The organism is Flagellimonas olearia, from assembly GCF_009184425.1.
In the GTDB taxonomy this organism is placed as follows: domain Bacteria; phylum Bacteroidota; class Bacteroidia; order Flavobacteriales; family Flavobacteriaceae; genus Flagellimonas; species Flagellimonas olearia.
Genome location: NZ_WELG01000057.1, coordinates 1 through 435, shown reverse-complemented (window position 1 = coordinate 435; position 435 = coordinate 1). Strand labels below are relative to the sequence as shown.

The window sequence follows — 435 nt, the reverse complement described above, 5'->3', positions numbered from 1 at the left end:
AGTTTCAGTTTGGCCCTTGCCAAAATGCACTACCTGGTCGTTGGCGGGCAGCGGCATGTCCATGTTCGGCATGGTACCCAAGTCGATGAGTAGGTGGTGGTGGCCACTGTTCTTTTGCTCGTTGCCAGCCGGTGCCACCTCCATGCCTTCCAAGCCAAAGACAACCTTCACGGGGCTGCTGACCGTCGCGCCATTGGTGGGGCTGACAATTTCAGCAGCGGCGCCTTCCGGGGCCGGGCTGCGTACGATGCCGGTGGCGGCGGGCTTGGTGGCGCTGTCATCGGTGTTCATGTGATTGCTGTGATCGGCGGCGGCAGGAGCGTCTGCAGCAGGCGCTGCGGCCTCTTTGCCGTCGCTGTTGTCGGAGCATGCCTGTAGCAAGCCTGTGCTAGCAATCACCGCGACGAGTAGGGAGCGTTGGAACGGAATACGCAT

The 435-nt window shown here is 61.6% G+C and carries 1 protein-coding gene; it reads right to left on the bottom strand.

The genetic code is table 11. The annotated features are described in order from the left end of the window. Window positions 1-435, bottom strand: a 435-nt coding sequence (locus F8C76_RS19215; protein WP_152132951.1) for a DUF4399 domain-containing protein, incomplete at both ends; no start/stop codon positions are given.